The following is a 24,274-nucleotide window of genomic DNA, read 5'->3' as shown; positions in this document are numbered from 1 at the left end:
GCCCGCCCATCGCTATATCCTTGCGACGGGCAAAAGGCCCATTTCAGGCAGTTCGAGCGGGGGTACCATGGCCGACACACGACACACCAAGGTTCTGATCATCGGGTCAGGGCCCGCAGGCTATACAGCCGGGGTTTATGCAAGCCGCGCGATGCTGGAACCCATTCTGGTGCAAGGGATCGAGCCCGGCGGCCAGCTGACAACCACCACCGAGGTCGAAAACTGGCCCGGCGACACCGAGGTACAAGGCCCCGATCTGATGGTCCGCATGCAGGACCACGCCAAGGCAATGGGCTGTGAGGTCATCGGCGATATCATCAGCGATTTGGATGTCTCGAAACGTCCCTTCACCGCAAAAGGGGATAGCGGCACGGTTTACACCGCTGATGCGGTCATTCTGGCAACAGGCGCACGGGCCAAATGGCTTGGCCTGCCTTCGGAAGAGAAATTCAAAGGCTTCGGCGTCTCGGCCTGCGCGACCTGCGACGGGTTCTTCTATCGTGGGCAAGAGATCGTTGTGATCGGTGGTGGCAACACCGCCGTGGAAGAGGCGCTGTTCCTCACCAATTTCGCCAGCAAGGTGACCCTGATCCACCGCCGCGACGAGTTGCGGGCGGAAAAGATCCTACAAGATCGCCTGATGAAGAATGAAAAGATCGAGCCGCTCTGGTTCCACGAACTGGACGAGGTCATCGGGACCGACGCGCCCTTGGGCGTCGAAGGCGTGCGTGTTAAAAACCTGAAAACGGGCGAAATCTCTGAGATCCCGTGCAAGGGCGTTTTTGTCGCCATCGGCCATGCCCCGGCCAACGAATTGGTCAAAGACACGCTGGAAACCCATATGGGCGGCTATGTCGTGACCAAACCTGGATCGACCGAGACCTCGGTTCCGGGCGTTTTCGCAGCAGGTGACCTGACGGATCACATCTACCGTCAGGCGGTCACCAGCGCAGGCATGGGCTGCATGGCCGCTCTGGATGCCGAGCGCTTTCTGGCCGAACAGGACTGACGGGCCACAGGGTCAGGCCCGACCGGCTTGACCCTATCCCCGCGCGGCCTCACACTGGTACAAAACATGAGGGTCGCGCGTGGTCACAACGGACAACGCTCTTTGGCGTGGCGGGTGGTCAACCCGGCTTAGGATCGGCAGCGGGCTGGTCCTTTTTGTCTTTGCCTTCTTCCACTTTCTGAACATCGGCCTGGGCCTGTTTCACACCGATTATCTGCATGGCATGCAAGACGGTCGAAAGGCTGTAACCCGCCACGATGCCATGAGCGCTCTTCTCTACCTTGCGCTGATCGTGCATTCGGGCCTGGCGCTAACGTCGATCATTCAACGACGGACCCTGCGCATGCCGTTCAGCTCAGCCCTGCAAATCGTGCTGGGGCTGCTGATCCCGATCCAGCTGATCGTCCACATTATTCACACGCGATACGCGCATGAGATCTACGATGTGAATGACGAAATGGGTTATATCATCATCCTGATGTGGCCAAGCTCTGCTATTTGGATGCAAAGCCTGCTTTTGCTGATCGTGTGGGTACATGGCTGCATCGGGTTGCACATGTGGCTGCGGTTGACCCGGTGGTGGGGCAAGACCCTGCCCTACCTTATCGGTATTGCGGTCTTTGTGCCCTGTTTCGCCCTCGCCGGTGTGCTGACCGAGGGGCGCCGGATCTGGGCCGATTTTTCCGATGACTTCCTGCGCGAACAGTATATCGAACACTATAACTGGCCCTCGGCCGAGGCCTTTGAGGCCATGTTCCGCGTCGAAGACAACGCCATGACGGGTTTTTGGGCCGCGCTTGGTGCCACGGCGGCCTTCTATCTTGGTCGCAAGCTGTGGAGGCGTCGGCATTCCGTGCAGGTCACCTATGCCCGAGGGCCCGAGGTTTTTGCCGAGAAAGGCATGACGCTGCTTGAGATGTCTCAGGCCAACGGAATTCCGCATGCCGCCCTATGTGGCGGCAAGGGTCGCTGCACCACCTGCCGCGTGATCGTTGAGGATGGCGGAGATCACCTGCCCCCGCCCAGCGAGATCGAAGCCCGCAGTCTGGCCGCTGTTGGGGCCTCGGCCCAGACGCGCCTGGCCTGTCAGATGCGCCCGACCGAGCCGGTAAAGGTCTTTCGGGTTTTCCGTCCCGACGGCAAGCACGACCGGGCTCATGCAAGTCAGGGGCAGGAACGTCAGTTGGCCGTGCTGTTTCTGGACATGCGCGGCTTTACCGCCCGCACCGCGGGGCAATTGCCATATGACATCGTGTTCCTGTTAAACCGGTTCTTTGACGCGATTGTGCCTTCGATCACCTCTCAAGGCGGGGTCGTCGACAAATATATGGGGGATGGGTTGCTGGCGGTTTTTGACAAGCCCGACCCCCAGCAATCCGCCCGCGCCGGTCTGAAAGCGGCAATTGAGATCAGCCATGCGCTGGAACAGTTCAACCGACAGCTTTCATCCGAAGATAGCCCGCATATCCGCATCGGCATGGGGCTGCATCTGGGCGATCTGGTGCTTGGGGAAATTGGCGCGGCCGGTCATGCCGCGCAAACCATCATCGGGGACGCGGTGAATGTCGCCAGCCGGCTTGAGGCTGAAACAAAACCGCTGGGGGTTGAGCTTCTGGTGTCGGCCGAGCTGCTACAGGCCGCCGAGATGGACATCTCGGACGATCGCATCCAACCCTTCAGGCTGCGCGGCGTTTCCGAGCCCGTTCCAGCCCTGCCAGTGCCCTGCGCCTCGAAACTTGAAAAAGCCTGAGACAACAGGAACGCGCATACTTACTGTGGCACATTTGCGCTAGATTACCGGAACTTTGATCGCCCGTTTTCCGCCGAATTGGAAAATTCTTCCAATCACAAGAAAAACCGCTCATATCCTCCTTAGTTTTATCTGACCCTGTGGACTCTGACTCAGTGGCGGGGCACATGCCGTTTCAAATGCCAAGGTCACACTGGCGCATCATCACATCGACAAGAGAATTCCGATGACAATGTTAAGCAATCTCGCCCCCATTCCCGAACTCTACGTCTCTTATGACTCGGCCCAGAAGCTAAAGGTTGAGGCTGCGGATCTGACCAGCCATGACCTGTCTCCGCGCCAGATCTGCGATCTGGAACTGCTGATGAATGGCGGCTTCAACCCGCTGAAAGGGTTCCTGAGCGAAGCCGACTACGACAACGTGGTCGAGAACATGCGTCTGGCCGACGGCACGCTGTGGCCGATGCCGATCACGCTGGATGTCAGCGAAGAATTCGCCGAAAGCATCGAGCTTGGCCAGGACATCGCCCTGCGCGACCAAGAGGGCGTGATCCTCGGCACCATGACTGTGACCGACCGCTGGACCCCCGACAAATCGCGCGAGGCCGAGAAGGTCTTTGGCGCGGATGACGATGCGCACCCGGCGGTAAACTACCTGCATAACGTGGCAGGCAAGGTTTATCTGGGCGGTCCCGTTGTCGGCATTCAGCAGCCCGTCCACTATGATTTCCGTGGCCGACGCGACACACCGAACGAGCTGCGCGCCTATTTCCGCAAACTGGGCTGGCGCCGCATCGTTGCGTTCCAAACTCGCAACCCGCTGCACCGCGCCCACCAGGAACTGACCTTCCGCGCCGCGAAAGAGGCGCAGGCCAACCTGCTGATCCACCCGGTTGTCGGCATGACCAAACCGGGCGACGTGGACCACTTTACCCGCGTGCGCTGCTATGAGGCGGTTCTGGATAAATACCCGGCCTCGACCACCTCGATGTCGCTGATTAACCTGGCGATGCGCATGGCTGGCCCGCGTGAGGCCGTTTGGCATGGTCTGATCCGCGCCAACCACGGCTGCACTCATTTCATTGTTGGCCGCGACCATGCTGGCCCCGGCAAGAACAGCCAAGGTGAAGATTTCTACGGCCCCTATGACGCGCAGGATCTGTTCCGCAAATTCCAGGATGAAATCGGCGTTGAGATGGTCGACTTCAAGCACATGGTCTATGTGCAAGAACGCGCCCAGTACGAGCCGAATGACGAGATCCTCGACAAGGACGATGTCACGATCCTGAACATCTCGGGCACCGAACTGCGGCGCCGTTTGGCCGAAGGTCTGGAAATCCCCGAATGGTTCAGCTTTCCCGAGGTTGTGGCCGAGTTGCGCAAAACCAAACCGCCGCGCAGCCAGCAGGGCTTTACCGTGTTCTTCACCGGCTTCTCAGGTTCGGGCAAATCCACCATCGCCAACGCGCTTATGGTCAAGCTGATGGAGATGGGCGGCCGCCCCGTGACGCTGCTGGATGGGGACATTGTGCGGAAGAACCTGTCGTCCGAGCTTGGCTTCTCGAAGGAACACCGCGATCTGAACATCCGCCGCATTGGCTATGTCGCCTCCGAGATCACCAAGAACGGCGGAATCGCCATCTGTGCGCCGATTGCGCCGTATGCGACGACCCGCCGGGCCGTCCGGGAAGAGATCGAACAGTTTGGCGCCTTCTGTGAGGTTCACGTGGCCACCAGCATCGAGGAATGCGAACGCCGCGACCGCAAAGGCCTGTATAAGCTGGCGCGCGAAGGCAAGATCAAAGAGTTCACGGGCATTTCAGACCCTTACGACGTGCCCCAGAACCCTGAACTGAGCGTCGAGACCGAGAATGTCGAGGTCGACAACTGCGCCCATCAGGTTCTGCTGAAGCTTGAAAGCATGGGTCTGATCGCTGCGAACTAAGCGATTGAGCTAAGCCAGATTGGAAACGGCCTCCGGTCACCGGGGGCCGTTTTTCGTGCAAACCAACGACCGTGATTGACAAAGATGCGTGGCCTTGATGCAGTCGGCCAAGTCAAGTTCTGTACGGCCAATCCAAGATGCGCTCTCTTCCTCACATCGCCAGCTTCTGGTTTGGTTCCGATCTTAGCTGGCTTGAGGCGCTGTGCATTCAATCCTATCTGGACCACGGCCATTCCTTCACCCTCTATGCGACGCATGACATCGCGAATATCCCGCCTGGCGTCGACCTGCGGCACGCGTCCGAGATACTGTGGCCCGCCCCTTTCGCGTTACGGCCCGAAGATCGGCTGGGCGTTGCGGTTTTTTCCGACATCTTCAGGCTGAGACTATTGGAACGTACAGATTTCATCTGGGTGGATCTGGATGCGCTCTGTTTGAAGCCTTTCGATTTTGCCTCCCCTTATGTCTTTGCGCCTTCTCAATCCGGCAAGTTTCCCAATGGAGTGCTGCGCCTGCCGCAAGAGTCCCAGACGCTTGCGCAGATGCTGGCCTTTGTCTCCTCGGCCAACCCGACCCAACCCTGGCGCGGGGCCAAGCTGCGCAGGCGCAATGAGCAGCGTATCGCGGAAGGCGAGACCTGGGGTATCGAGGCGCTGCCATGGGGATGCTCCGGCCCCAAGGCGCTGGGGCATTTTCTGTGCGAGACCGGAGAGGACATCCACGCCCTGCCTGCTGATACGTTCTACCCGCTGGCGAATGAGGCACTTTGGAAGCTGCACGACCCGCGGATTCCGCTAAATGCAATAGAACGGGACAGGGTGCATTCCGTGCATGTCTTTGGGCATCAGAAGAAATTCATGGCGCAACAGACTGCGGGCCTGCCTGTGCGGGGCTCGTTGCTCAGCACGCTGTGTGAGCGGCACGGGATTGACCCACAGGACAACCCGATCGCACCGATGGCTTGGATGGGGTTTTAGCCAGACGCGCCCGATAGCTCATGCCGCAGCGCGCGCACGGCGCGTTCTTCAAACTGACCGTAGTCTGCGGCTACGTCCTGAATCGACTTCAGGTGCGGCAGGCGCTGGGCATAGTCTTCCTCGGATGCAGACTGTATCGCTTGCTTTATATCTGCCTGTGTCTCACACAGGATCATCCCCGAAGTTTCCATGAAATCCCCGATGTTTGGGCAGCCCCAGTAAATCGGAACGGTCGCGCACAGGATCGAGTCGATGAGTTTCTCTGAAAAGTAGTTCCGCTCCCGCACGTTCTCGATTACGACCGAATAGCGGTAAGGGGCCAGACCATCCGATTTCTGGTCGAATGGCGTGTACCCCCGCCCCATGATGTCCACATCGGCCCCGGTTTCTCGGATCCAATCTATGACGTCATGGCGTAGCTGATGGCCCACTAGGTCTCGCTTGGCCGAGGCGATCAGCGAGCAGGATTTAACCTTCTCAGCGTGAAGCTCCTGCCAGTCTGGCACCATCGTCACGCCATAGGGTAGAAAAACGGCATTGGGCAGGTTTTCCAGTAGAACGTCGTGAAAGGTGAACACCCGAAAGAACCGCCGCCATGTCAGGCGTAGCTGTCGATCATGCTTTGCGTGGATGGCCGACGGCTCGCCCATCACCAGTGAAATCCGCGCTTTCGTGCCACGGCGCAACCGCCAGTGAACCGTTGAATTGGGATACATGATCAGATGATCCGTCGGCGCGAGGTCGCCAACTGTTTTGCCCAGCAAACGATCCGGACAGCCCTCGTGCCAGATCAGCTCGGACAGAGGCACCTCGGCCAGTTTCGGGCCCAGACGGTGGCCGTAGGGTAAAACAGCAATCGCTTGGGTCATTGATCCGCCTCAGGCAAGTCGACCTGTCCGCGCATCAGAACATAGCCCTGCCCTGCCACCTTGATCCCGGTCATGACATCGCTCGGACCGACACGCGTCACCGTTGCTTGCCCCGGACGCCCCATGTCGTGACCCTGTTCAGCAATGAATTGGTCTTTCTCCATAAGCCCGTATTTCCAAAGATAGGCTGCCATTGCACCGGTGGCAGACCCGGTAAAAGGATCCTCGGGCGGGCTGGGCGGTGCCAGCAGCAGGCGTGAGAACGTATCCCCTTGTGTCGTCGCCCCCTGCAAGGTGACCAAAAACGGCTCGGCCATATCGGAACCAAAAAATCCCGCTTTTGCTGCCACCTCGCGCAAAGGACCTTCGGCCAACCGCGCCGCGCGTAACGCTTCGTGATCCCGCAGCACCGTGATACAGAACGGCAACCCGGTAGAGACAAATCGCGGAGGAGAAATAATCGCGTCCTCGGGCAACGAGATCGCACTGGCGACCAGATCAGCAGGCACATATACCCCAAATTCCGGGGCAACCTGTGTCATCTCGATCTCATCACCGTTCAGACGAATGGCAACAAGGCCTGCCCCGGTTTCCAAAGTCAGAGACTCACCCTCAACCAGACCGCGCGAACGAAGTGCTGCGACCGTTGCGATGGTCGGATGACCGGCAAAGGGGATTTCGCGGCTGGCCAGAAAATACCGCACCCGGATATCGGCAACATCCGACGGGCCGGTAAAAGTACACTCGACCAGAGAAGTTTCGCGCACATAGGCCATGCAGACCTCATCCGGCAGATGGGCCGCGCTATGGACGACGGCGCAGCCATTGCCACCAAAGGCTTTGTCGGTAAAGGCATCCACCCAGTCAAAATCGAACCAGCTCATCCAGCGTTTCCTTACATGCACATGTCATCCCGGATGCGATCCGGAGCTTGTGCATGTTTCGCTGGTGTCGGGCGGAATGTCACGCGCAAACGCGTGTGGCTGGGGCCGTTCAGTGAACGGCCACCGGCGAGAGATCATGCTCACGGGCCAGCACAAAGGCCAGCTTACGGTCGGCGACAAGCGCCAGTTGCTGCCCGTCGGAGTCATGTACCGCATACAGCTGATCCAGATCGCCCGCCTGATCGCGCAGATCGCTGGGCAGATCGGCAACCTCAACCGTTTTGACATAGACGATACGATCGCCTTCGGTGTTGATTTCAATCGGTGTATTCATCGCTCTTACCCCTTCCGTATGTTGATTGTCTGCACCACGGTTTCCGGTACGGCGCGGGTCAGATCCACATGCAGCAGACCGTTCTCCATGATCGCCTCGCCCACCTCGACACCGTCGGCCAGCACGAACATGCGCTGGAATTGACGCGCTGCGATGCCGCGATGCAGGAAGATGCGCCCCTCGCTATCGTCGCGCTGACGGCCTCGGATCACCAGTTGGCGATCCTCGATGGTGATCGACAGATCCTCTTCCGCGAACCCGGCCACCGCCAGAGTTATGCGGTAGGAATAGTCCGAGGTCTGTTCGATGTTGTAGGGCGGATATCCTTCATTGCCAGCCTTTGCAGACCGTTCCAGAAGGCGTTCCAATTGCTCGAACCCCAACAAATGCGGGTATGAGCCCAAGGTAAGTTTTGACACGTGTTCTCGTCCTTTTATGTCAAAGCGACGTTTTGGGCGGCCCCGTTTTGGCAACCGCACAAGATAGAATATGGGAAGAAACCCGGATGTCCACAAGGTCTGGCGCGATAACGTCTTGCACACTATCTTGTTGGGGACGCACCACAACAAGCCCGAGTCGCCAATGAACGCGCCCACTGACCTTTCCATGAAAACCGACGAAGTTCTGCGTGTAGAGCTGGAGGTTTTTCGCCGTCAGCACCGTGATCTTGATGAGGCGATCGAGGCGTTACAGGCCACCGGTACATCGGATCAATTGACGATCAAACGATTGAAAAAGCAGAAACTGCGGCTGAAAGACATCATCCGCCTGATCGAGGATCGCCTGACCCCCGACATCATCGCCTGACGCATTGCCACGCATGCGGATTTGGCTATAGTGCGCGCTCTTTCGAACGGCAGGGACGCAAGCGGATGAGCGATGTGAAAGTGGGGATCATCATGGGCAGCCAATCGGATTGGCCCACGATGAAAGAAGCCGCCAATATCTTGGATGAATTGGGCATCGCGTATGAAAAACGCATCGTTTCGGCCCACCGCACCCCGGATCGTCTTTGGGACTATGGCAAGACCGCCGCGTCGCGCGGTTTGCATGTGATCATCGCAGGCGCCGGAGGGGCCGCGCATTTGCCCGGAATGATGGCGTCGAAAACCCGCGTGCCCGTGATCGGCGTTCCGGTTCAGACGCGGGCGCTGTCCGGTGTCGACTCCCTTTATTCCATTGTGCAGATGCCGAAGGGTTTCCCTGTGGCAACCATGGCAATCGGCGCGGCCGGTGGGGCCAATGCGGGCCTGATGGCGGCTGGTATTCTGGCCTTGCAGGACAGCGCTCTGGCCGAACGGTTGGACGCGTGGCGTGAGGCTCTGTCCGCCTCAATCCCGGAGGAGCCTGTTGATGAGTGACGCTCTGAAACCCGGTGCCCGGATCGGTATCCTAGGCGGAGGTCAGTTGGGCCGGATGCTGTCGGTCGCTGCCTCCCGCTTGGGGTTTGTGACGCATATCTTTGAGCCGGGCGCGAACCCGCCTGCCGCACAAGTCGCCGACCGCGTGACAACCGCACCCTATGACGACGCCGACGCGCTGCGCGCCTTCGCCGACTCGGTCGATGTCATCACCTACGAGTTCGAGAACATCCCAACCGAGGCGCTGGACCTGTTGGAAGCCCACCGCCCGATCCGACCGGGGCGCGAGGCGCTGCGGGTCAGTCAGGACCGGCTGACCGAGAAGAATTTCTTGCAAGGTCTGGGCCTCAACACAGCACCTTTTGCGGACGTCACCGATCTGGCAAGCCTGAATACGGCCATTGAGGAAATCGGGACACCCGCGATTCTGAAAACCCGCCGGTTCGGCTATGACGGCAAAGGTCAGGCCCGCCTGCGCGCGCCTGAGGATGCCGAGACTGCTCTGGCCGATATGTCGGGCGCGCCCGCGATCCTTGAGGGGTTTGTGGAGTTCTCACACGAGGTCTCGATCATCGCGGCCCGTGGGCTGGATGGTCAGGTTGCTTGCTTTGATCCCGGTGAGAATGTCCACCGCGACGGCATCCTGCACACCACAACGGTCCCTGCCCGCCTGCGGCCTGCGCAGCGCACGGATGCAGTTCTGCTCGCGGCCAACATCCTGAATGCTCTGGACTATGTGGGCGTGATGGGGGTTGAGTTGTTCGTCACGCCCGCGGGCCTGATCGTGAACGAAATCGCACCTCGGGTGCATAACTCGGGCCACTGGACGCAGAATGGATGCGCCGTCGACCAGTTTGAGCAGCATATTCGCGCCGTGGTCGGGTGGCCCTTGGGCGATGGGCAACGACATTCGGACGTTGTGATGGAGAACCTGATCGGCGACGAAATGGACCGCGTGCCGGACCTGGCGCAGGAGCGGGACGTCGCCTTGCACCTGTACGGCAAGGCCGAGGTCAAGCCGGGCCGGAAGATGGGTCACTTCAACCGCATCGCTCGCTGAGGGAAATCGCGCATTCTGCGCGATGCCTCCGGCGGAGGTATTTTTGAACAGAAGAAGATGAGGCGGTCAGGCGAAAAATCTGGCCGCGATGTCGCCGGACATATGGCTGACACGCCCGCCCGCAAAGGTCGCGGCGACGCGGTGGGTTTTTGCATCCAGAATGACGATATCGGCGCGTTGACCCGGCCTCAATGTACCGCGATCTGTCAGGTCGAGAACCCGCGCGGGGCCGGATGAGACAAGCGCCCAGGCGTTTGCAAAATCCAGCAACCCGCTTTTTGCCAACATCAATGCGGCGCGGCGCGGGCTGGGATAGTGGTAGTCCGAGGCCAGAGCGTCACACAGCCCCATCGCGATCAGATCCAGTGCGCTGGCGTTGCCCTTATGGGAACCTCCGCGCACCACGTTGGGTGAGCCTAGGATGATGTGATCTCCGGCAGCGCGAGCGGCTTCGGCTGCAGCGAGGGTTTCGGGGAATTCAGCGATCGAAACACCGCGTGTACGCCATTCTGCGCGGGTCTCGGGCGTGGCATCATCGTGGCTGCCCAATCGCACACCGCTTTGGGTCAAATCAGCGCAAAGCGTGTCTAGGGCGGCAGGGACTTCATTGCTGCGGGCATGCATGGATAGCAGCATCTCAAAATGCGCATCGGGGTTACGCCCCGCTTTCAGGGCCTGCCCCGTCAGACGCGGAGGTTTTCGCCCTTCGGCCAGGCGGTCATGCGGCAGGTGATCGTTGAAGACGACATAAGGCACCCGCCAATCCGCAATCTTTTGGGCAAGCCCGTCATAGTCGTCCAGCATATGCGTCTCGAACCGCAATTGCGGGATCAGATCGGTGACGGTGCTGTCCTTGACCTCGGCAATCGCCTTGAACACCTGAGAGGCAAAGTCTGGCCCGCGCACCCCCCCCTCCCAGCTGTAAAACTGGGCCAGAACGCCGGTAGTGATCCCGTTGGCGGCAAGCTCGGCCTCAACGGACAGGATGCCTTCGTTCATCTGTTTCATGGCGCCGCGCCGCGGGGCGATGTGACGTTCAAACCCGTCCCCATGCAGGTCGATGATGCCGGGTAAAACCAGATAACCAGACAGATCAACCTGTCGCCCGGTCCGGTCGCCCTGCACCTCCCCTTCGGCAATTGACAAATCGGCACGCGACAACCCGGCCTCCGGCAGCAGAACCTCTGCTCCGGTCAACGTCAGTTCCAATGCGGTCATTCCGTGCGCTCCGAGTCCGGCTCCGAGCAATCCTGCCCGATACAGATCTCGTCAATTACGTCCATTACCCCATCAAGCCAAGTGATTTGCGGATCGAACTGTCCGAACTCGATGAAGTGCAGTGCCTGGGCCATTACGCGAGGATTGTTCATCATGAAAGTATGCGTCACAGGCAGAACGATATGATCCGCCATACCTTCAACTCGGGTCGTGCGGATCGACACTTTGCCATCGTCAGGCCCGTCTATCATCGACGAAAAGACCGGGTTCAGAGAATTTTCACCCGCGATCACCCCAAGCTCGAACTCAACCGGGGGCAATTGGCGCGGGATTCCCTCGGGGCCCGTGCCCAACTGAAGCCCTGCCGGACCGTTGAGGTAGCCGAACACCTCCCACGCGCCCAATTCATCTACCAACTGGCTGCCCTGATTGGGCGGCCCAAGCATGACAACGCGACCCAAATTCTCTGCTTCGTGATCCTGCAGCCAATAGCGCAACAGGATACCCCCCATGGAATGCGCCACGACATTTGCGGTGTCGTCCCCGCATTTGGCGAACGCAGCGGGCAGAGTTTGCTCGGCCAGTTCCGGAATCCCCAAATCGGTCGAAGGATAACCCGGGCGAATGACTGTGTAGCCATGCACCTCGAACAATTGCTCCATCACCGAAAAGGACGCCTCGGTCCGAGCCAGCCCATGCAGCAGGATCACGCATTTCGCCTGGGCCGCAGCCGGGAGAAGGAGGAAAATTATGGCAAGCAGAACTCTCATACCCGCCAGATAAGGCCTATTTCCGTTCGGGGAAAGATGTGACCTCAGGTTCTGCGCTGTACTGCCAGCGCGATCCCGCCCAAAACCAGTGCCGCGCCGATGATCAAGCGCATGCTTGCTGCCTCGCCCAACAACAGAATACCCGCAACGATTGCGATGACAGGGACGCTCAGTTGCACGACTGCCGCGACCGAGGGGGCAAGCTGCGGCAACACGCGATACCACAGCGCGTAGCCGAGACCCGAAGTCACGCCCCCGGACAAGGCCGCCAGAAAATAGCCAAACCCGGTCATCTGCCATGTGCCGCCCGCCACCAGCAAGGCCAAAGCCGTAACAGGCAAGGCGGCGACAAAATTGGCCGCCGTGCCTTCCAACGCGTTCGGTTCAGACCGCCCGGCCAAGGAATAGGCGGCCCAGCCAATTCCTGCCGCGACCATAAGAGCAGCCCCCAGGGCGTCCACCAGAACGGTCCCCGATGGCCAAAGCACATAGGCCAAACCGCCCAGCGCAACCGCTGCGCCTGCCAATTGGCGCACCGTCGGGGTCGCTCCGGTCATAGCCCCGACTGCGAACATGGTGATCTGAACGACACCAAACAGGATCAACGCACCTAACCCGGCGTCCAGCGTCAGATAAGCCACCGAAAAGCCAATCATATAGAGAGACAGTGAACCCGCCCCGATGATCCGACGTGGTGAGCGAAGCGGCAGAACCCCGCCTTTCAAAAGAACCAACACGGCCAGAACAACCGCCCCAGCGAGAACACGGACAACGGCGAACCCCGCAGGATCACTCGCCCCGCTCTCAATCGCCAGCCGGTTCAAAATCGAATTGGCCGCAAAGGCGCACATGGTCAGGGAGGTCAGAAGAAACAGTCTCATGAAACCCGCATAGCGCGTTGGCCACGCTTTGCACACTCACTTTCCGGCTAAGTGCAACGCCGACCCTTCTTCTGTTCAAAAATACCTCCGCCGGAGGCATGACCGCGCAGCGGGCATTCCAAACGCAAACGGGGCCGCCCAAAGGCGACCCCGCTCGTAAGCAGTATGGCCTAAGCAGCTTACATCATGCCGCCCATGCCGCCCATGTCGGGCATGCCGCCAGCAGGTGCCGCGCCTTCTTTGGCGGGCTTGTCAGCAACCATTGCTTCGGTGGTGACCAGCAGACCAGCAACCGACGCCGCATCTTCCAGAGCGGTACGGACAACTTTGGCAGGGTCAATCACGCCGAACGAGAACATGTCGCCATATTCTTCGGTCTGCGCGTTGAAGCCGAACGATACATCGCCGGATTCACGGACTTTGCCCGCAACGACCGCACCGTCAACACCTGCGTTCTCGGCGATCTGGCGCAGCGGCGCTTCGATCGCTTTGCGAACGATGTTGATACCGGCGTTCTGGTCAGCGTTTGCACCTTCCAGAGTTTCCAGTGCTTTGCCGGCCTGAACCAGAGCAACACCACCGCCCACGACAACGCCTTCCTGCACAGCAGCGCGGGTCGCGTTCAGAGCATCGTCCACACGGTCCTTGCGCTCTTTCACTTCAACTTCGGTCATGCCGCCAACGCGGATAACAGCAACACCGCCCGCCAGTTTGGCAACGCGCTCTTGCAGCTTCTCGCGGTCGTAGTCCGACGAGGTTTCTTCGATCTGAGTGCGGATCTGAGCAACACGTGCTTCGATCTCAGCTTTCTCGCCTGCACCGTCAACGATGGTGGTTTCGTCTTTGGTGATCTCGATCTTCTTGGCGGTGCCCAGCATGTCCATGGTGACGGACTCGAGCTTCATGCCCAGATCTTCGCTGATGACCTGACCGCCGGTCAGGATCGCGATGTCCTGCAGCATGGCTTTGCGGCGATCGCCGAAGCCCGGTGCTTTGACAGCAGCAATTTTCAGGCCGCCGCGCAGTTTGTTGACAACCAGAGTTGCCAGCGCTTCGCCTTCAACGTCTTCCGCGATGATCAGCAGAGGCTTTTGCGATTGGATCACCTGCTCGAGCAGCGGAACCATCGGCTGCAGCGAAGACAGTTTCTTTTCGTGTAGCAGGATCATACAGTCGTCGAGCTCTGCGATCATCTTGTCTGCGTTGGTGACGAAGTAAGGCGACAGGTAGCCACGGTCGAACTGCATACCTTCGACAACGTCAGTCTCGGTTTCCAGACCTTTGTTTTCTTCGACGGTGATAACGCCTTCGTTGCCAACCTTCTGCATCGCGTCTGCGATTTGGCTGCCGATTTCAGCTTCACCGTTGGCCGAGATGGTGCCAACCTGAGCAACTTCGGCCGAGTCTTTAACTTCGCGCGACGCTGCCTTGATGCCTTCAACAACCTTGGCAGTTGCCAGGTCGATGCCGCGCTTCAGGTCCATCGGGTTCAGGCCCGCTGCAACCTGTTTCAGACCTTCTTTGACGATGGACTGAGCCAGAACGGTTGCCGTGGTGGTGCCGTCGCCGGCTTCGTCATTGGTGCGGCTGGCGACTTCTTTCACCATCTGCGCGCCCATGTTTTCGAACTTGTCTTCCAGTTCGATTTCCTTGGCAACCGATACACCGTCTTTGGTGATGCGCGGTGCGCCGAAGGATTTGTCCAGAACCACGTTGCGGCCTTTGGGGCCCAGGGTCACTTTAACAGCGTCGGCCAGGATGTTCACACCTGCCAGCATGCGGTTACGGGCATCGGTGTCGAACTTGACGTCCTTTGCAGCCATGTCGTTTCTCCTTGAGAAATAAGTTGTAAATGAAGATCAGAGTGAAGCGCGGCGGCTTACTCGATGATCCCCATGATGTCGCTTTCTTTCATCATCAACAGCTCTTCGCCGTCGACCTGAACCTCGGTGCCCGACCATTTGCCGAACAGGATCTTGTCGCCAGCTTTGACCGCCATCGCGATCAGCTCGCCGCTGTCCTTGCGTGCGCCTTCGCCAGTTGCGACGACTTCGCCTTCGCTGGGCTTTTCTTTTGCGCTATCAGGAATGATCAGGCCGCCTGCGGTTTTCTCTTCGCTTTCTGTACGGCGAACCAGCACACGGTCATGAAGCGGTTTCAATGCCATCTTTGTAGCTCCTTGGGCTCAAAGTTTATCTATCCTCCCCCCGCCGACTGGCGAGGCGTTAGCACTCAAGGGTAAAGAGTGATAACGACGCATAGCTAGGGGGTGCAAATCCCCGAGTCAACAAGCTGTGATGGATTTTTTTCGACCCAGACCCTCAATCAGGCTGGTCCCAACTATAGGCCCAGTGCTTCAAGCCCTCCTGCCCCGCATCCGTCAGGGCATAAACACCTTTTTCAACCTTGTCGAACCAGCCGTAGTGATTGGTGCGCATCAGCCGAGTGGCCTCGGCTACGCCTGTCGACTTCGCGACCTCGGCCCCTTTGCAGGCGCCATGTTCGGCAAGATGCGCCGCGCATTTCAAAGCATCCTGACGATAAGCGGTGACAATGCCGTGCCGCGTTGCGCCGCCAGAGTTCGGGTCGCCTTGCAGCCGATCAAACTCTCGCAGCATCAGGCCTGCTTTGACCTTGTTCTTGCGCGGGGCATAGGGGCCGGGATCGCACTGCACCTCGACCGCTCCGTCCGCGCGCACGGTGATCAGGCCCAAGCCCAACCTGCGGCAGAGCGCCAGATTGTCCCGCAACGCTCGACGCGCAGTGCGTCCGGTTGGCTTGCCGACCCCCAGATAGACCTGATCCGTGATCCTGAGCCGCGCGACGGCCTGATGGAACAAAGCCAGCGAAAAGCGCAGTTTCAGCTCGACAATCACCGGCTCGGACCCGTCGCGCACGGCCATGATGTCGGCTGCGCCAACCTCACCTTTTACGGTATAGCCCTGCCTCTCGAACAATGCCTTGATGGGGGGATAAAGATCCTGCTCGCGCTCCATGGCCCAATGCTATGCGTTTCGTGTCGAAATACCAGATGGGTCGCCTTGAATATGCTGTATTTGGATGCCTAAATCTTATGTCGTCTGTTTGACCAACCGAGGAAGGACCGCCTATGCGCCTGATGGCCCTTTTTGGACTATTGCTTCTGCCCCTGACCGCACATGCCGCCTGCGAAGGTCACGACCTGCGGCCCTTGATGTCGGAAGAGGATCAGGCCGCCCTGCAACAATCCCTTGCCTCGGTCCCCTACCCCGAGGGCAATCACTGGATCGCCACCAAGGGCGACACGACCCTGCACCTGATCGGAACACTGCACACCAACGATGCACGGATGGGGCCGGTCGTCGAACGGCTGACACCCATCGTAGCCCAAGCAGACGCGATCTATTTCGAGGTCACCGAGGCCAAAATGGAAGCGTTCGAGCAAGGCCTGGCCAATGACCTGAGCCCCGTGATGATCACCGAGGGTCCCACCCTGATCGACCTGATGAGCGCCGAGGACTGGGCGGCCCTTTCGACTTCTTTGGCCGAGCGCGGCATTCCCAGCTGGATGGCAGCCAAAATGCGGCCCTGGTTTCTGAGCATGATGCTGGGCATCCCGCCCTGCCTGATGCAGAACCCGGATGCGAACCATGGCATGGATGCCCGCCTGACAGACGTGGCCGAGGCGCACGGGATTCCCCAACACTCGCTGGAGCGGATCGAAGACCTGATGGCGATGTTCGACACGCTTTCACTGGAACAACAGGTCGACTCGCTGGTCCGCTTGTCCGGAGCGATGCAGGCCGATGCAAACCACCTCGCCACGATGGCCAATGCGTATCTCGAGGAAAAGCACGCGCAAATCCTGCAACTGGCCCGGATACAGGGGTTCGAGGCCTCGGGCCTGTCGCAAGAGGATTACGACGCAGAATGGGCGCAGTTCGAACAGCAATTGTTGGTGGATCGCAATAACAGTTGGATGGACCACATCCTGAGTATTCAGGATCAGACGGCAGTCATCGCGGTAGGCGCCGGGCATCTCAGTCAGACATACGGTTTGCTCTCGCTTCTGGAAAAGGAAGGCTACACGCTGACGCGCGCGCCGTTCTGATGTCTCGGCATGTCAGACCAACAGTCGCAGCGGCCCGCAAGCGGGTGACAAGCCATGTCATGCGCCCTATAAGGCGCGCAAATTTCCAATCCGCAGGACGCTGACATGACAACCCTAGTATTTGGTCACAAATCCCCCGACACCGATTCCACCGGCTCTCCGATCCTGTGGTCGTGGTATCTCAACGAGGTCAAAGGCGAGCAGGCTGAACCCGTGCTACTGGGCGAGCCCAACACCGAAGCCGCCTTCATGCTGCAGCGCTGGGACCTGCCCAAGCCGCGCATCATCGAAGACGTTGAAGCGGACGCTCCGGTTGTTATCGTCGACACCAATAACCCGGCCGAGCTGCCCGCCAGCGTCAACAGCGCTGATATCCGCGCCATCATCGATCACCACAAGCTGGTCGGCGGTCTGGAAACCAAAGGTCCGATCAATATCACTGTGCGCCCTCTGGCCTGCACAGCGACCATCATGGTTGACCTGATGGGTGACGACGCCGCCAAGATGCCCGAGGCCATCAAAGGCGCGGCGTTGACTTGCATCCTGTCCGACACGCTCGAATTCCGCTCGCCCACCACCACCGCGCATGACCGCGAAGTGGCTGAGAAACTGGCGGCTGAGTTGGGTCTGGACGTTTCGGCCTATGCAGCCGACATGTTCGCGGCAAAATCAGATGTATCCTCGTTCTCGGATGCCGAACTGATCCGTATGGACAGCAAGGAATACGAAGTCGAGGGCACCAAGTTCCGTGTCTCGGTTCTGGAAACCACCGCCCCGGGCGTTGTTTTGGACCGCAAGGAAAGCCTGGCCGCGTCGATGGTTGACGTAGCAAAGGAAGACAGCGTCGATCAGGTGCTGCTGTTCGTCGTGGACATCCTGAACGAAGAAGCCACCCTGCTGGTGCCAAATGATTTGGTCAAAACCGTCGCCGAGAAAAGCTTCGGTGCATCGGTCGACGGTGACGCTGTGGTCCTGCCCGGCATCATGAGCCGGAAAAAGCAGATCATTCCGAACCTCAAGGTCTGAGACCTTACTCTAAGGCGCCCCAAGCGGGCGCCTTTTTCTTTGTGCGAGGCTCTGCCTCGCGCTTCGGGATATTTTTAGCCAGATGAAGTGCGGATCCCCTGCTTCTTCTGTTTCAAAATACCTCGGGGGAGTCGCGGCTTGCCGCGGCGGGGGCAGCGCCCCCTCTGGCAAAACCCGCCAAGCTCTGCCATAGGCTTTGCTGTCCGCAGACCATGCCAAAGGGAATCCCATGACCCAGATCATCTCCGCCCTCCACGAGATCTCCGATCGCTACAAAGTGCTTTTCGTCGACCTTTGGGGCTGTGTTCACAATGGGATCACTGCATATCCAGAAGCGGTAGCCGCACTGCAGACCTACCGCTCGAAGGGCGGTTTCGTTGTTCTGGTGACAAACTCACCAAAACCGCGCGCGGGCGTCGCCACGCAGTTATCGCAGTTCAACGTCCCTGCCGACGCCTATGACACGATCGCCACAAGCGGAGATTCAGCCCGTTCAGCCATGTTCCGCGGGACAGTCGGCGAAAAAGTTTACTTCATGGGCGAATGGGAACGCGATGCGGGGTTTTTTGAGCCGCTGAAGCTGTTGGACCATCCCGTTCATATCGAGCGCGTCCCTCTGGATCAGGCCGAGGGGATCGTCTGCTGTGGGCCGTTTGATACGATGGCGGATCCCGGCGTCAATCGCCCGGACTTCCTCTATGCCAAGCAAAAAGGCATGAAGCTGCTATGTGCGAACCCTGACATAGTGGTCGATCGGGGCGAAGTTAGGGAATGGTGCGCGGGCGCTTTGGCGAAGCTCTATACCGAGATGGGTGGCGAGAGCCTGTATTTCGGCAAACCCCATCCTCCGATCTATGATCTGGCGCGTCGGCGTGTGCAGGAAATGGATGTTGACGTCTCGGACAGCGACATTCTGGCTATCGGCGACGGCCCGCATACCGACATCCTTGGCGGCATGGGGGAGGGAATCGATACGCTCTTTATCTCAGGCGGGTTGGCCGCAGCTGAGACGAAAACGTCGCACCACCCCCACGCAGAATCCCTAAGCGACTATATCGAAAGGGAAAAGATCAATCCCACCTATACAATCGGGCGTTTGCGCTAGTCATTTTTCACTTGATTTTCTGCAGTTGCGAAGTAATAAAGTTGCCAGCGGATGGCCGGCAGTAGACTTTTATTACCCGGCAGAATTCAAGTGAGGGCACCATGTTGGACAATCTTCCACGCGGAACGATCTGTATTGAAGACATCGAGATGGGCATGTCCCGCCACCTGCGCAAAGTGGTGACGGATGAAGATATCGAGATGTTCGCGCAGGTCTCGACTGACCGGAACCCTGTGCATCTGGATGATGACTACGCCCGCGATACGATCTTTGAGGGCCGCATTGCGCATGGGATGCTCACGGCCGGTTTGATCTCGGCCGTGATCGGCGAGCAACTGCCCGGTCATGGGACGGTCTACATGGGCCAGTCACTGAAGTTCCTAGCTCCGGTCCGCCCCGGCGACATGGTCTATGCCGAGGTCAAGGTGATCGACATTGATTTTGCCAAACGCCGCGTGAAGCTGGACTGTCACTGCGCAGTCGATGGTAAGAAGGTTCTGGTCGGCGAAGCCATGGTCCTTGCCCCATCGCGTAAGTTCGACTGAGCGAGTAGACACGCACCCCTGCCACAGAGGGGTTTAATCCCTGCAGCAATGACCGGCGCGCTGCAACGGTCATTGCTGAACCGAACGACACACTGCCACTCACCATCCGAGCGGGTCGAATTGTCCGAAATTCTCGAAGGTCACGCTTGAACATACTGTTGATGAACAGTACCCAAAGCGCATGCAGATCATCCGGGACTTCCAGTATATCGAGCCAGAAGATCGCGGCGCCAGCGTGGCGATCGGGAACTTCGATGGCGTCCATGTGGGGCATCAGTCGGTTATCGAGCTGGCGCGCAATGCGGCTCCGAATGCGCCTCTGGGCGTGCTGACGTTTGAACCGCATCCGCGTGAGTATTTTGCACCCGATGCGCCTCCGTTTCGATTGATGCGCGGAAACGCTCGGGCACACCGGCTTGAGAAGCTGGGCGTACAAAAGCTTTACGAACTGCCCTTCAATGCCGCTTTGGCCGGGCTGACCCCCGAGGAATTCGCGCGCAATGTGATCTGCGACGGTTTGGGCTTGTCTCATATCGTTGTGGGTGCCGATTTCTGCTTTGGCAAAGGGCGGGTTGGAACGGCGCAGGACATGGTCCGCTTTGGCGAGCAAATGGGGTTCGGCGTGACCATCGCCCCTTTGATGGAGCGTTCCGAAAACGTCGTCTCTTCGACCGCGGTCCGAACCGCGCTCAGCGAAGGCCGCCCCGGCGATGCGGCGACCATGCTGGGCCATTGGCACCGCATCGAAGGCGAGGTCATCGGCGGCGAGCAGCGCGGACGCGAGCTGGGCTTTCCCACCGCTAATATGTCGATCGAGGGCCTGCACCCACCAAAGTTCGGCGTCTATGCCGTTCTGGTGGATGTGCTGGACGGCCCAAACAAGGGCTCCTACCAAGGCGCGGCGTCGATTGGCGTACGCCCCATGTTCAATGGTGAGGTCCCCAATATCGAGACCTTCCTGTTTGATTTCTCCGGCGATCTATACGGTGCAACCCTCTCGGTCGGGTTGGTCGAGTTCCTGCGCCCTGAAATGAAGTTCGATGGTCTGGACGGGCTGATCGCCCAGATGGATGCCGATTGCGCGAAATCACGCGACATTCTGGCCGCGCGATGAGCGTGGATCCGATCAACCGCGCGGGCCTGCCCCCGCGCTTTTGGGAACGCAAACCCCTGCGCAAGATGAACAAGCGCGAGTGGGAGGCGCTCTGCGATGGGTGCGGCAAATGTTGCCTGAACAAGCTGGAAGACGAAGACACTGGCGAGGTCGCGCTGACCTGCGTCGCCTGCCGCCTTTTGGACGATGAAAGCTGCCGTTGCACCCAGTATGACATCCGGCACCAGTTCGTGCCCGAATGCATCGTCATGACGCCAGAAAACATCGACTCACACGCCTACTGGCTACCCCAAACCTGCGCCTATCGCCTACTGTGGGAGGGTAAGCCTCTCTATGATTGGCACCCCTTGCTGTCTGGCACAGCCGATAGCGTTCATGCCGCCGGCGTCTCGGTTCAGGGGCGTACCGTGTCCGAGTTCGAGACCCCCATGGAAGAGTGGGAAGACTATATCATTGAGGAGCCGACCTGATGTATTTCGCTTCCGATAATTCCGGGCCTGTCCATCCGCAGGTACTGGCAAAACTGGCCGAGGCCAATCAGGGCTATCAGATGGCCTATGGGGCTGACGCGCTGATGAATGAGGTCCGAGACCGCCTTCGCAGCATTTTCGAAGCCCCCGGCGCGGCGGTCTATCTGGTGGCGACCGGAACGGCAGCGAATTCACTGGCGCTGGCCACCCTCTCCAACCCGTGGGAGACGATCTTCTGCTCTCCGGTCGCGCATATCCACGAGGATGAATGCAATGCGCCCGAATTCTACAGTGGCGCCAAGCTGACCCTAGTGCCGGGCACTGACAAGATGACCCCCGAGGCGCTGCGCCGGACGATTTCCGTTGAAGAAACGCGTGGTGTTCATGGACCTCAACGCGGGCCTGTTTCCATCACACAAGTGACCGAGCGAGGGTCGGTTTATTCGTTGGAAGAATTGCAAGCGCTGTGTTTGGTTGCGAAGGAGTATGACCTGCCGGTGCATCTGGATGGCGCGCGGTTTACGAATGCTCTTGTCGCGTTGGGATGTTCACCGGCCGAGATGACATGGAAGGCGGGCGTGGATGCGGTCAGCTTTGGTGGGACCAAGAACGGGCTGATGGGGGTCGAGGCGGTGATCTTCTTCGACGAATCCAAAGCATGGGAATTCGAGCTGCGCCGCAAACGCGGGGCGCATTTGTTCTCGAAACATCGGTATCTGTCTGCCCAGATGGCAGCCTATCTGGAAGACGATCTTTGGCTGACATCGGCACGTCAGGCAAATGCCAACTGCGCCCGTTTGGCCGAGGGTTTACGCGCCAAAGGAGCCGATTTCCTGCATGAGCCACAGGCCAACATGATTTTCGCCTCCTTCCCGCGCGCCAAGCACCGCCAGCTTCACGCGGCGGGCGCGGTCTATCACCTGTGGGGGGCGCAGTTGGAAGGTGCGGATGAGGCAGAGCCTCTGCCCTGCCGTCTGGTCTGTGACTGGTCGATCAGCCACGAACAGATCAACCAGTTTCTATCCCATCTGTAGGCTCAGCCTTTCAACTCGGCCAAATGTTGGTCGAGGTCGTCCAGACTGTCCTGCCCCCAGAACCGCTGACCATCTGGTGTGATGTAGAAGGGCGCGCCGAAAGCACCGCTCTCCACGGCCTCTTCCAGATTGGCAGCGTAGGTCTCGGCCCCCACCAACAGGCCGCTATCGGCCAGATCGGCATCGAACCCGGCTTGCGTCAGGCAATCACGGATCACGTTGTCCTGCGCAACGTCTTTCTCTTCGGCCCAACAGGCCCGCAGCAGCGAATGGCATAGTTTACCCACATCCCCCGATCCATCCTTGGCTGCTGCAATCACGGCATACGAGGACGGAGCCATATTGGTCGGCCAATGCGCCGGTTTCAGGTTGAACGGTACGCCTAACTTTTTCGCGACCCGCACCAAATTCTGTGCGCGGTATTCAATACGGGAAATATGCCGGTCTTTTGGTGGCGTCCCGCCCGTGCGCCCGAACAGCGCCATGATGTCCAGCGGTTTGTAATTGATCGTCGCGCCATGCTTGGCTGCGATCTCCTCCAGCCGTGTGCCCGCCAGATAGGTATAGGGTGAAATTGTCGCAAAATAGTAGTCAATCTGGGTCATATGCACTTTCTCCGCTGCGTTGTCTTTGCGGAACGGTAAGGCCATGCTAAGCGGTGTCAACATCACGAATCTGTCACATTGCCAACGCTGCCCGGGGACTCCAGCCGATGCCGACACTCCACGAACCCAAGCTGATTGCTGGGAACGCTAACCTTCCGCTTGCCGAAACCATTTCACGCCGCATGAGCCTGTATCGTGGCGTTGATCAGGGCCTGGTCGATGCCCGCGTCGAGCGCTTCAACGACGGCGAGATTTTCGTCGAGGTGTTCGAGAACGTCCGTGGCGAGGATATGTTCATCATCCAGCCGACCTCGAACCCGGCGAATGACAACCTGATGGAACTGCTGATCATCGCCGATGCGCTGCGCCGCTCGTCCGCGCAGCGCATCACCGCCGTGATCCCTTACTTTGGCTACGCCCGTCAGGACCGCCGTACCAAGGCGCGCACACCGATCTCGGCCAAGCTGGTCGCCAACATGCTGACCGGCGCAGGGATCGAGCGGGTTCTGACCATGGACCTGCACGCGGCCCAGATTCAGGGCTTTTTCGACATCCCGGTAGACAACCTTTATGCCTCGCCAATCTTTGCATTGGATGTGAAAAACCAGTTCAAAGACAATATGGACGAGATCATGGTGGTCTCACCCGATGTAGGCGGTGTGGCCCGCGCGCGCGAACTGGCCAAGCGGATCGAAGCCCCCCTGTCGATCGTCGACAAACGCCGCGAAAAGGCCGGTGAAGTGGCCGAGATGACCGTCATCGGCGATGTCAAAGACAAGATCTGCCTGATCGTTGACGACATGTGCGACACCGCCGGCACCCTGTGCAAAGCAGCGCAGGTGTTGCTGGATAACGGCGCGAAAGAGGTCCACTCCTACATCACCCATGGCGTCATGAGCGGCCCCGCGGTTGAGCGTGTGACGAATTCGGTGATGAAATCTCTGGTTTTGACCGACACGATCCAGCCGACTGATGCGATCCTGAAAGCCAAGAATATCCGCATCGTGCCGACCGCACCGATCTTTACCCAGGCTATCCTGAACATCTGGAACGGCACCAGCGTCTCGTCCCTGTTCGAGGACAAGACACTGACCCCGATCTACGAATCCATGTACCAGATGGACTAATCTGACAGGGCGGCTTGCGATAGCCGCCCTTTTCTTTTCAGCAGCGGCGGATTAGGACGCCCCTGCCCTATCTCTACCACCATACAGCGGGACAGCGTTC

General features: G+C 59.2%; 26 protein-coding genes. 15 read left to right on the top strand and 11 right to left on the bottom strand.

Annotation, left to right across the window (positions count from 1 at the left end; translation table 11 throughout):
- Positions 1 to 67: 67 nt before the first annotated feature.
- From trxB to ACR0J4_RS12690, 4 genes are all read left to right on the top strand, one after another.
- Positions 68 to 1,009 (top strand): thioredoxin-disulfide reductase, encoded by a 942-nt coding sequence (gene trxB / locus ACR0J4_RS12705; protein ID WP_170643138.1) that lies wholly within the window; start codon positions 68 to 70, stop codon positions 1,007 to 1,009.
- A 79-nt stretch (positions 1,010 to 1,088) separates the two neighbouring features.
- On the top strand, positions 1,089 to 2,759 hold the full coding sequence (locus ACR0J4_RS12700; RefSeq protein WP_480668673.1) for an adenylate/guanylate cyclase domain-containing protein: 1,671 nt from the start codon (positions 1,089 to 1,091) through the stop codon (positions 2,757 to 2,759).
- 226 nt (positions 2,760 to 2,985) lie between these two features.
- Positions 2,986 to 4,704: a bifunctional sulfate adenylyltransferase/adenylylsulfate kinase gene (locus tag ACR0J4_RS12695; RefSeq protein WP_170555848.1), complete on the top strand. Its 1,719-nt coding sequence runs from the start codon at positions 2,986 to 2,988 to the stop codon at positions 4,702 to 4,704.
- Positions 4,705 to 4,841: 137 nt separating this feature from the next.
- Positions 4,842 to 5,681, top strand: coding sequence for a hypothetical protein (locus ACR0J4_RS12690; RefSeq protein WP_170555849.1), 840 nt, complete (start codon positions 4,842 to 4,844; stop codon positions 5,679 to 5,681).
- Here ACR0J4_RS12690 and ACR0J4_RS12685 read toward each other — a convergent pair.
- The 4 genes from ACR0J4_RS12685 to ACR0J4_RS12670 form a co-directional block, all read right to left on the bottom strand.
- Positions 5,678 to 6,550, bottom strand: a complete 873-nt coding sequence (locus tag ACR0J4_RS12685) for a glycosyltransferase family 10 (RefSeq protein ID WP_170555850.1) — start codon at positions 6,548 to 6,550, stop codon at positions 5,678 to 5,680. The genes ACR0J4_RS12690 and ACR0J4_RS12685 overlap by 4 nt on opposite strands.
- Entirely contained in the window at positions 6,547 to 7,434 is an 888-nt protein-coding gene (locus ACR0J4_RS12680; protein WP_170643139.1) for a PhzF family phenazine biosynthesis protein, read from the bottom strand. Before ACR0J4_RS12680 ends, ACR0J4_RS12685 begins: the two co-directional genes overlap by 4 nt.
- A gap of 109 nt (positions 7,435 to 7,543) precedes the next feature.
- Positions 7,544 to 7,768 (bottom strand): DUF1150 family protein, encoded by a 225-nt coding sequence (locus tag ACR0J4_RS12675; RefSeq protein WP_170374662.1) that lies wholly within the window; start codon positions 7,766 to 7,768, stop codon positions 7,544 to 7,546.
- Between the two features lie 5 nt (positions 7,769 to 7,773).
- Positions 7,774 to 8,187, bottom strand: coding sequence for an Hsp20 family protein (locus tag ACR0J4_RS12670; RefSeq protein WP_170374660.1), 414 nt, complete (start codon positions 8,185 to 8,187; stop codon positions 7,774 to 7,776).
- A 163-nt stretch (positions 8,188 to 8,350) separates the two neighbouring features.
- On the opposite strand from ACR0J4_RS12670, the gene ACR0J4_RS12665 reads away from it, so the two are divergent.
- The 3 genes from ACR0J4_RS12665 to ACR0J4_RS12655 all read left to right on the top strand — a co-directional run bounded on the left by ACR0J4_RS12665 (position 8,351) and on the right by ACR0J4_RS12655 (position 10,189).
- Entirely contained in the window at positions 8,351 to 8,575 is a 225-nt protein-coding gene (locus ACR0J4_RS12665; RefSeq protein ID WP_037308505.1) for a YdcH family protein, read from the top strand.
- A 65-nt stretch (positions 8,576 to 8,640) separates the two neighbouring features.
- Positions 8,641 to 9,129 carry a 5-(carboxyamino)imidazole ribonucleotide mutase gene (purE, locus tag ACR0J4_RS12660; protein ID WP_170374657.1) on the top strand — a complete coding sequence of 163 codons (489 nt, stop codon included), beginning with the start codon at positions 8,641 to 8,643 and terminating at the stop codon, positions 9,127 to 9,129.
- Entirely contained in the window at positions 9,122 to 10,189 is a 1,068-nt protein-coding gene (locus tag ACR0J4_RS12655; protein ID WP_170643140.1) for a 5-(carboxyamino)imidazole ribonucleotide synthase, read from the top strand. The genes purE and ACR0J4_RS12655 overlap by 8 nt, the downstream gene beginning before the upstream one ends.
- 66 nt (positions 10,190 to 10,255) lie before the next feature.
- Here the strand turns inward: ACR0J4_RS12655 and ACR0J4_RS12650 are convergent, their stop codons facing one another.
- From ACR0J4_RS12650 to ACR0J4_RS12625, 6 genes are all read right to left on the bottom strand, one after another.
- On the bottom strand, positions 10,256 to 11,407 hold the full coding sequence (locus tag ACR0J4_RS12650; RefSeq protein ID WP_170643141.1) for an alpha-D-ribose 1-methylphosphonate 5-triphosphate diphosphatase: 1,152 nt from the start codon (positions 11,405 to 11,407) through the stop codon (positions 10,256 to 10,258).
- Complete coding sequence (locus tag ACR0J4_RS12645; protein WP_170643142.1) at positions 11,404 to 12,177, bottom strand: alpha/beta fold hydrolase; 774 nt, start codon at positions 12,175 to 12,177, stop codon at positions 11,404 to 11,406. The genes ACR0J4_RS12650 and ACR0J4_RS12645 overlap by 4 nt, the downstream gene beginning before the upstream one ends.
- A gap of 44 nt (positions 12,178 to 12,221) precedes the next feature.
- Positions 12,222 to 13,058, bottom strand: a complete 837-nt coding sequence (locus ACR0J4_RS12640) for a DMT family transporter (protein WP_170555855.1) — start codon at positions 13,056 to 13,058, stop codon at positions 12,222 to 12,224.
- Between the two features lie 179 nt (positions 13,059 to 13,237).
- Positions 13,238 to 14,881 carry a chaperonin GroEL gene (gene groL, locus ACR0J4_RS12635; protein ID WP_170643143.1) on the bottom strand — a complete coding sequence of 548 codons (1,644 nt, stop codon included), beginning with the start codon at positions 14,879 to 14,881 and terminating at the stop codon, positions 13,238 to 13,240.
- 56 nt (positions 14,882 to 14,937) lie between these two features.
- A complete protein-coding gene (gene groES / locus ACR0J4_RS12630) occupies positions 14,938 to 15,225 on the bottom strand; it encodes a co-chaperone GroES (protein ID WP_170352338.1) in 288 nt (95 codons plus the stop codon).
- Positions 15,226 to 15,379: 154 nt separating this feature from the next.
- Positions 15,380 to 16,054 (bottom strand): DUF2161 family putative PD-(D/E)XK-type phosphodiesterase, encoded by a 675-nt coding sequence (locus ACR0J4_RS12625; RefSeq protein WP_170643144.1) that lies wholly within the window; start codon positions 16,052 to 16,054, stop codon positions 15,380 to 15,382.
- Between the two features lie 122 nt (positions 16,055 to 16,176).
- Between ACR0J4_RS12625 and ACR0J4_RS12620 the strand changes: the two genes are divergently transcribed.
- The 7 genes from ACR0J4_RS12620 (at position 16,177) to ACR0J4_RS12590 (ending at position 22,442) form a co-directional block, all read left to right on the top strand.
- Positions 16,177 to 17,148: a TraB/GumN family protein gene (locus ACR0J4_RS12620; protein WP_480668668.1), complete on the top strand. Its 972-nt coding sequence runs from the start codon at positions 16,177 to 16,179 to the stop codon at positions 17,146 to 17,148.
- 105 nt (positions 17,149 to 17,253) lie between these two features.
- A complete protein-coding gene (locus ACR0J4_RS12615; RefSeq protein ID WP_170643146.1) occupies positions 17,254 to 18,174 on the top strand; it encodes a manganese-dependent inorganic pyrophosphatase in 921 nt (306 codons plus the stop codon).
- Between the two features lie 229 nt (positions 18,175 to 18,403).
- Positions 18,404 to 19,279, top strand: a complete 876-nt coding sequence (locus ACR0J4_RS12610) for a TIGR01459 family HAD-type hydrolase (protein ID WP_170643147.1) — start codon at positions 18,404 to 18,406, stop codon at positions 19,277 to 19,279.
- Positions 19,280 to 19,380: 101 nt separating this feature from the next.
- Positions 19,381 to 19,824 (top strand): MaoC family dehydratase, encoded by a 444-nt coding sequence (locus ACR0J4_RS12605; RefSeq protein WP_074736482.1) that lies wholly within the window; start codon positions 19,381 to 19,383, stop codon positions 19,822 to 19,824.
- 181 nt (positions 19,825 to 20,005) lie between these two features.
- The gene (locus ACR0J4_RS12600) at positions 20,006 to 20,938 is read left to right on the top strand and encodes a bifunctional riboflavin kinase/FAD synthetase (protein WP_170643148.1); all 933 of its coding nucleotides are present in this window, start codon (positions 20,006 to 20,008) and stop codon (positions 20,936 to 20,938) included.
- A complete protein-coding gene (locus ACR0J4_RS12595) occupies positions 20,935 to 21,408 on the top strand; it encodes a YcgN family cysteine cluster protein (RefSeq protein ID WP_170555861.1) in 474 nt (157 codons plus the stop codon). Before ACR0J4_RS12600 ends, ACR0J4_RS12595 begins: the two co-directional genes overlap by 4 nt.
- Positions 21,408 to 22,442, top strand: a complete 1,035-nt coding sequence (locus ACR0J4_RS12590; protein WP_170643149.1) for a threonine aldolase family protein — start codon at positions 21,408 to 21,410, stop codon at positions 22,440 to 22,442. Before ACR0J4_RS12595 ends, ACR0J4_RS12590 begins: the two co-directional genes overlap by 1 nt.
- A 2-nt stretch (positions 22,443 to 22,444) precedes the next feature.
- Here ACR0J4_RS12590 and ACR0J4_RS12585 read toward each other — a convergent pair whose 3' ends face one another.
- Entirely contained in the window at positions 22,445 to 23,047 is a 603-nt protein-coding gene (locus ACR0J4_RS12585) for a 2-hydroxychromene-2-carboxylate isomerase (protein ID WP_170555863.1), read from the bottom strand.
- Between the two features lie 107 nt (positions 23,048 to 23,154).
- Here ACR0J4_RS12585 and ACR0J4_RS12580 point away from each other — a divergent pair, with 107 nt between their 5' ends.
- Positions 23,155 to 24,174 carry a ribose-phosphate pyrophosphokinase gene (locus ACR0J4_RS12580; protein ID WP_170637503.1) on the top strand — a complete coding sequence of 340 codons (1,020 nt, stop codon included), beginning with the start codon at positions 23,155 to 23,157 and terminating at the stop codon, positions 24,172 to 24,174.
- Positions 24,175 to 24,274 lie beyond the last annotated feature (100 nt).

Source organism: Ruegeria sp. B10, from assembly GCF_056539825.1.
The sequence above is the reverse complement of the archived record's forward strand: the minus strand, read 5'-3'. Positions and strand labels throughout refer to the sequence as shown.